This window comes from Actinomadura darangshiensis (genome assembly GCF_004349235.1).
Taxonomy (GTDB): Bacteria; Actinomycetota; Actinomycetes; order Streptosporangiales; family Streptosporangiaceae; genus Spirillospora; species Spirillospora darangshiensis.
In genome coordinates this window covers 1-7,272 of the sequence record NZ_SMKY01000381.1, presented here as the reverse complement: position 1 = coordinate 7,272, position 7,272 = coordinate 1, and the positions used below count along the sequence as shown (strand labels likewise).

6 protein-coding genes and 1 rRNA gene are annotated in these 7,272 nt (G+C 72.5%); 2 read left to right on the top strand and 5 right to left on the bottom strand.

Annotation, left to right across the window (positions count from 1 at the left end; genetic code table 11):
• A partial coding sequence (locus E1293_RS42175) for an HAD-IIA family hydrolase (RefSeq protein ID WP_132204974.1) occupies positions 1-825 on the bottom strand: 825 nt, incomplete at its 3' end.
• Between the two features lie 55 nt (positions 826-880).
• Positions 881-1,324, bottom strand: a complete 444-nt coding sequence (locus E1293_RS42170) for a tetratricopeptide repeat protein (protein WP_132204970.1) — start codon at positions 1,322-1,324, stop codon at positions 881-883.
• A gap of 72 nt (positions 1,325-1,396) precedes the next feature.
• On the opposite strand from E1293_RS42170, the gene E1293_RS42165 reads away from it, so the two are divergent.
• Together E1293_RS42165 and E1293_RS42160 are read left to right on the top strand one after the other, a co-directional pair.
• Positions 1,397-2,743 (top strand): DUF1015 family protein, encoded by a 1,347-nt coding sequence (locus tag E1293_RS42165; protein ID WP_132204972.1) that lies wholly within the window; start codon positions 1,397-1,399, stop codon positions 2,741-2,743.
• Positions 2,744-2,750: 7 nt separating this feature from the next.
• The gene (locus tag E1293_RS42160) at positions 2,751-3,689 is read left to right on the top strand and encodes an MBL fold metallo-hydrolase (protein ID WP_132204968.1); all 939 of its coding nucleotides are present in this window, start codon (positions 2,751-2,753) and stop codon (positions 3,687-3,689) included.
• 7 nt (positions 3,690-3,696) lie between these two features.
• On the opposite strand, the gene E1293_RS42155 is transcribed toward E1293_RS42160, so the two are convergent.
• From E1293_RS42155 to rrf, 3 genes are all read right to left on the bottom strand, one after another.
• The gene (locus E1293_RS42155; RefSeq protein WP_132204966.1) at positions 3,697-4,863 is read right to left on the bottom strand and encodes an alkaline phosphatase PhoX; all 1,167 of its coding nucleotides are present in this window, start codon (positions 4,861-4,863) and stop codon (positions 3,697-3,699) included.
• A gap of 105 nt (positions 4,864-4,968) precedes the next feature.
• Positions 4,969-5,973 carry a hypothetical protein gene (locus tag E1293_RS42150; RefSeq protein WP_132204964.1) on the bottom strand — a complete coding sequence of 335 codons (1,005 nt, stop codon included), beginning with the start codon at positions 5,971-5,973 and terminating at the stop codon, positions 4,969-4,971.
• A gap of 1,174 nt (positions 5,974-7,147) precedes the next feature.
• Positions 7,148-7,264 (bottom strand): 5S ribosomal RNA (rrf, locus tag E1293_RS42145).
• Positions 7,265-7,272 lie beyond the last annotated feature (8 nt).

Genomic DNA, 7,272 nt, shown 5'->3' with positions numbered 1-7,272 from the left:
GTCCCGGACCGTCTCCGGGTGCGGGGCGAGCAGTCCGGTCAGGTCGGGGGCCAGGTAGGTGGGGCGCCGGTCGGGCGGGGCGGTGAGGGCCTGCATGGGGTCGGTGACGCCGGTGAAGACCAGGAGGCTGTCTGCGCCGCCGTTGTGGGCGCCCTCGATGTCGGTGTCGAGCCGGTCGCCGACCACGAGCGGCCGCTCGGCGCCGGTGCGCAGGATCGACTCCTGGTGCAGGGGCCGTTCGGGCTTGCCGGTGATGATCGGCTCGACGCCGGTCGCCGAGCTGATCACGCGCAGCAGGGACCCGTTCCCGGGGTGCGGGGGCCCCTCGCCGCCGGGGATGGTCAGGTCGCCGTTGGAGCCGACGAACAGCGCACCCCTGCTGACCGCCTGCGATCCCTCGGAGATCAGCCCGTAGGCGAGCTCCGGGTGGTAGCCCTGCACGACGGCGGCGGGGCGGCCGGACGCGGTCGACACCGGGCGCAGGCCCTGCTGGTAGAGGGCGTGGCGCAGCCCCATGCCGCCCACCACGAGCACCTCCGACCCGGCGGGCAGCCGCTCGGCGAGCAGGCGCGCGGCGGCCTGCGCGGAGGTCACCACGTCCGCCGGATCGGCCGGGACGCCCACGTCGCCGAGCAGCGCGGCGACCGCCGACGGCGTCCGGGACGCGTTGTTGGTCACGAACGCGAGGCGCTGCCCCGCCGCGCGGGCCTTGGCGAGCGCCTCCGCCGCCGCGGGGACCGGCCTGCGGCCGATGTAGACGACCCCGTCGAGGTCGAGCAGGGCGACGTCGTACGCCTCGCTCAGGGGACGGTCGCTGCCTTTCATCGCGCTCCTCATGCCTGCGATCGTACGGGGGTGTTACCGGTCGGTAATGGCCGGGTCAGCGCCGGGCGGCGAGGGTGGCCCTGGCGTGCCGCAGCGCCCGCGCGTAGTCCTGGTTCTCGGGACGCATGGCCGCCGCGAGCGCCAGCTGCTCGACGGCGCCCGCGAAGTCGCCCATCCGGCTGAGGGACAGCCCGAGCCCGAACCGCGCGTAGTCCTCGGCGGGCTCCTCCTCCACGATCCAGCGGAAGTTCTCCGCCGCCGCGTCGAACCGCCGGACGCCGAACTGGGCGCGGGCGAGCGCCTCCCGGATGCTGTGCGACTGCGGCTCGGCCTCGGCGGCCCTGGTCAGCAGCTGCAGCGCCGCCGCGGCGCTGCCGCCCCGCAGCAGCTCCAGGCCCCGCGTGTACCACTCGTAGACCCCGCCTTCCGGCGAGGCCGCATGCTCGCCGGGGGCGTCCCCTGGGGAATCATTCGGCCGTCCGGGCCCTTGGCTGGTCATGTGGACCTCCCCTCGGACTTCGATCACTTCGACCGTACCCGGCCGGGCGCCGGGCGCCCCACGCTGAATACCATTCCCATCGTGGACGACGACCTCCCCTCCGGGCTCGGCCCGGAGGAGTTCAGCGCCCGGATCTTCGGGACGGCGGAGCCGCCGACGGGCGGCGGCCTGGAGCTGTCCCCGTTCCGCGGCGTCCGCTTCGTCCCGGAGGTGGCCGGCGACCTGGCATCGGTGACCATGCCGCCGTACGACCTGATCGACGAGGCGGCGGCGTTGCGGCTGCTCGCGGGCGGCGGCCACAACATCGTCCGCCTCAACCTGCCGCGCGCGGCCGGGGAGGGCTACGACGCCGCGGGGCGGCGGCTGCGGCGCTGGCTGGACGAGGGCGCGCTCGCCCCCGACCCCGGCCCGGCCCTCTACGTCTACGAGGCGGCCCGCGGCGGGACGGTCCTGCAGCGCGGCCTCATCGGCGGGCTCGGCCTGCGCGCGGAGGCCGACGGGGTCGTGCTGCCGCACGAGAACGTGTTCCCCGGCCCGGTCCGCGACCGGCTCGCGCTGATGACCGCGGCGAACGCCAACCTGGAGCCGATCTTCCTGGTGTACGAGGGCGGCGGCGACGCGGCCCGGATCGTCGACGGCACCGCGGCCGAGGCCCCGCTCATGGAGTTCGGCGCCGACGACGGGCTCACGCACCGCTTGTGGCGCATCACCGACCCCGCCCTGCACGCGCGGGTCGCCGACGACCTCCGCGACAAGCAGGCCCTGATCGCGGACGGCCACCACCGCTACGCCACCTACCGCGCGCTCCAGGCGCGCCACCACGCGGCCGGCGACGGCCCCGGCCCATGGGACGCCGGTCTGGCCCTGCTGGTCGATTCGACGCGCTACCCGCCGCATCTGGGCGCGATCCACCGCGTGCTCCCCGGCCTCGGCCCGGACGACGCCCTGGGCAAGGCGCGCAAGGTGTTCCGCGCGACCGAGTTCCCGGACGAGGACGCGGCCGTCGAAGCGCTCGCCCGTGCGGACGGCCCCGCGTTCCTCCTCGGCGGCGACTCGCTGCATCTGCTCACGGAACCCGACCCGGCCGCCCTGCGCCGCGCCATGCCGTCCGGGCACTCCCCGCGCTGGCGCGCCCTCGACACGGCCGTCCTCGACCACCTCCTCATCCGCGGTGTGTGGGACGTCCCAGAGAACGAGAACGCGATCGAGGTGGTGCACGACGATCCGTCCGCCGCCATCGCCCGCGCCCGGCGCACCGGCGGGACCGCCGTGATCCTCAACCCGCTCAAGGTCGAGGACGTGCTGGCCGTGGCAGGCCAGGGCGAACGCGTCCCGCGCAAGTCCACCTCGTTCGGCCCGAAGCCCCGCACGGGCCTCGTCCTGCGCCTCCTCGACCCCGAGGCGCGCGAGAGGCCATGATCGGTCGATGGACACCACGACCACGATCACGCCGCTCGGCGGGGACGTCTACGAGATCGACACGCGGATGGCGGGCTACACCGGCATCACCGCCGGATACCTGATCCTGTCCGACCGGCCATGCCTGGTGGAGCCGGGCACGTCCGGCTCGGCGCCCGTGGTGCAGGCCGCGCTGCGGGAGCTGGGCGTCGGCCCCGGCGAGCTGGCGAGCGTGGTCGTGACGCACATCCACCTGGACCACGCGGGCGGCGTCGGCGACATCGCGAAGATGTACTCGCGGGCGGAGGTCGTCGTCCATGAGAAGGGAGCGCGGCACCTGGCGGACCCGTCCCGGCTCATGCGCAGCGCCCGGATGGTCTACGGAGACAGCCTCGACACGCTGTTCGGCGAGCTGAAGCCGACCGACCCGGCGCGGATCCGGGCGGTCGAGGACACCGGCGTGATCGACCTCGGCGGCGGGCGGCGGCTGGAGTCGCACTACTCCCCCGGCCACGCCAAGCACCACGTCGGCCTGATGGACTCGCAGACCGGCGACCTCTACGTGGGCGACGCCGCCGGCATCTACATCCCGGAGACGGCGGACGTGAAGCCCGCGACACCGCCGCCGGACTTCGACCTCGACACCGCCCTGGCATCGCTCGGCAAGTTCCGGTCGCTCGGCCCGCAGCAGCTGCTGTTCGCGCACTACGGGCCCGTGACCGAGGTGGACACCACGCTTGAACGCTCGGCCGAAGAGCTGCGGATCTGGGTGGACGCCGTCCAGGACGCCCACGACCAGGACCTCGACCTCGACCACGCCGTCGCGATGGTCGTCGACCGCACCAAGGACCGCTACGCCATCACGGGCGACGACGTCGACCCGGAGCTGGCCGCCAAGTACGAGGTGCTGAACAGCGCCGAGAGCAATGTCGCCGGGATCATGCACGCCCTGAACAGGCACGCCTAGCGCATTGTCAGCGGCGGAACGGGCCGGCGACCTCGAACGTGTAGCCGTCAGTCCCGCCGATGAACCCGTCCTTGCCGCGCTGGGACGAGAAGTAGAGGCGCGACCCGTCCGGGCTGAACGCGCACCCGGTGATCTCCGACTCGTCGTGACCGAGGACGCGCAGGAACGGCGTCACGACCCCGTCGGTGGTGATGAGGTTGATTTCCATGTTGTCGCCGTCCTCGGCGACATAAAGGTCACCGGACGCGGTGGCGGTCACGGCGTCGACACCGTGCAGCGGCGCTTCGCCGCTGGTGACGAGGTCGTCGTCGTAGGCGATGTCCAGACGTTCGGCGGCCGCGTCATACGCCCACACACGGTTGTCGCCCTTGGTGGTGAAGTAGCAGACGCCGTGCGTGTAGTAGCAGCCTTCGCCGCCGTCGAAATGCATGGCGTTCGACACCTGTTCACGGGTCGGCGTCAGCCAGAACTGCGGATTCGGCACCTTCGCCCACTGGACGGGGCCCGTCCCGGAGCCGACCAGCACTTCGAGCGTCCCGGATGACAGGTCGCCCCACGTTTCCGGACGGAAACGGTAGAAGCAGCCGTCCCCCTGGTCCTCGGTGAGGTAGACGACCTTCCGCCCAGGGTCGGACGCCGCCGCCTCGTGCTTGAACCTGCCCAACGCAGGGCGGGCCGTGGCCGACTTCTGCCCGCGCGGGTCCGTCTCGTAGACGAGGCCGAAGTCGTGCTCCTCGCACGACAACCACGTGTTCCAAGTCGTAGCGCCACCTGAGCAGTTCAGCGAGGTGCCGTTCAGGATCCGATAGGCAGAGGTCACCTTCCCGGACGCGTCGAACCGCACCGCCGACACGCCGCCGACGACCGGGACCTCCGAGTTGCTGACGTAGATCCAGCCGTCCCCGTCCGCGAAGCACGCGCCGCCGTCGGGGGCCGGATGCCACGTGTGCCTCGTCCCTTCGACGCGCTGGAGCGAACGCGCCACGACCCGGCCGGTGAATCCCGCCGGCAACTGCAGGCCGTTGCCGTCCGCGGCCTGCAGCGGGCCGTACGGGCCAGGGCCCGGCTGCGCGGGCCCGGACGCGAAGGCCCGCTGCCACAGGGCGCCCGAGAAGGCGGTCGTGCCGCCGGCGAGGGCCGTGGCGCGCAGGAACATGCGTCGGTTCAGGGGCATGGCCAACTCCTGGAGTCGATCACCACCGGACTGATCCGGCGGCCCCCGAACGGCGCGGTTCCGTGGACTATCCGCGAAACCTACTCGCCAGTCAAGTACCGGATGTCATTCCCCTGGCGGGGCCTGCTCATCGTCGGACGGCTTCGGCTCCAGGAAGACGGCCTGGACCTCCGGGACATCCTCGTCCAGCGCGGCCGGCTCCTCGGGCTCGGCGGCCTGAAACGCGATATCCGTCGCCGACCCCTCGACAGGCTCCACCACCAGCCCGCCCTGGGGCCCGTCTCCGACACCCTCGGCGTCTTCGACATCCCCGGCCACCACGCCGCCTGCGGCGTCCTCGACATCCACACCGTCCACGGCGGCCTCAGCGCCTCCGACACCCTCGGCGTCTTCAACGTCCCCGCCGTCTTCAACGTCCTCGACGCCTTCTACGTCCTCGACAACGTCCGCGTCTTCGACATCCTCCGCCTCCTCGGTGTCGAGGATGTGGAGGCCGTCGAGTTCGGCGTAGCGTTCGGCGGCGTCGGTGTCGCCGTCCCGGTCGGCGGCAGCGGCACGCGCGAACCAGTCGGACGCCTCACCTTCACGTCCCGCCTCGACGAGCGCGTCCGCGTAGGCGTAGAACAGCCGCACCGACCACGGCCGCAGCCGGCGGTCGCGAAGCTCGGGTATCTGCAGGGTGACCACGGCCGCGTCGTTCTGCCCCAGGTCGCGCCGCACGCCTGACTCCACGATGCGGAGCTCGACGCGTCCCATCTGGTCGAGCTTCTCCGCCTCCGGAGCCTTGACCAGGTCGAGGGCCCGTTCGGGACGGCCGAGGCCGCGCTCGCAGTCGGCCATCAGCGGCAGGTAGGAGTCGTCGCCGGCACCGAGCCGCCGCGCGGCCCGCAGCTCGGCGAGAGCCTCTGCCCATTCGCCCGCCTGGTACGCCGCGATCCCGGCGGCCTCCCGCACGATTCCGACACGGGACGCGAGCCGCCGCGCGGCCTTCGCGTGCCGATAGGACTGCTCGGGCTCCTCTTCCGCAAGCCTGCCCGCCATCACAAGGTGGCGGGCGACCTTCGCGGCCAACTCCTTCGGCAGGGTGCGCAGTTCCGCTCGCGCGTCCATGTCGAGCTCTTCGCCGGTGACATCGTCCGGCAGCAGCGGATCGTCATGCTTCGGCGCGGGCCGCTCCCGCTCCTCATACCTGTCCCGCCGGTCATTGCGGTCACGAGGGGGCCCATAGGACCGTCCGCCGCCCTCCTGCGGGCGCCTAGGCCCCCCACGCCCCTTGAACGTCTTGCCGCGGTCCCCCGGGCGCCCGTCACGCTTGCCCTCGAACGATCGCCCACCAGGGCGACCCTCACGCTTGTCGTCGAACGATCGCCCGCCGGGACGACCTTGACGCCTGTCGTCGAACGATCGCCCACCAGGACGACCTTCACGCTTGCCCTCGGACGGCCGCCCACCAGGGCGACCCTCACGCTTACCTTCGAACGACCGCCCACCAGGGCGACCCTCACGCTTGCTCTCGAACGGCCGCCCACCGGGACGGCCTTCACGCTTGCCTTCGAACGATCGGCCGCCGGGACGACCCTCGCGCTTACCTTCGAACCCGCGGTCTCCTGGGCGGCGCTCGTCACGATCATCACGACGGCCCTTGAACGGCCGGTCTTGCGGACGTCCCTCGAACCGCCGTTCACCCTGGCCACCACGCCCCTGGGAACCACCCGGACGCCCATCTCGGCGCGGCCCGCCACTACCGCCTTGGCCGGTGCGCGGCCCCCGCGGGCCACCGGAACGCCGCTCTCCCGGCTTCCCGCCCGTGCGAGGGCCATTGAAGCGGCCTTCCTTGCGCTCACCGCGCTGGCCACTGCCCTCACGGCGGTCATCGGACCGCCCCTCACGGGAACCAGAGGGTCGATCGTCGGACGGCTTGAAGGGGCGGCCGGGCTTGCGGTCATCGCGCTTGCCGCGCGTGTCCCGATCCTTCCAGCCACCCGGACGGCCGCGCCCGCCCTGCGGGCCACCAGCGCGAGGACCGCCTCCGCGGGGACCGCCCTTTCGTGCCCCGCCCGCCGGACCGCCGCGGGCATCGCCGCCACGACGGGCCGGGGTGTTCCGCCGGCCGTTGTCGCCCCGCCGCTCGCGGCTGTCGTCGCCGCGGCCGTCCTCTTCCGCGCTCATCACGTCCGTCACTGTTCTTGATGGTGGTTCGGTGGAGTCTTCAGCCTACTTCGGCGAGACCACAACATGAGTCGAGGGCCGCCCCATAAATTGGGGCGACCCTCGACCAATTCGAGTCCGGCGGTGTCCTACTCTCCCACACGGTCTCCCATGCAGTACCATCGGCGCTGAAGGGCTTAACTTCCGGGTTCGGGATGGGACCGGGTGTTTCCCCTTCGCCAAAACCACCGAACGACCAAC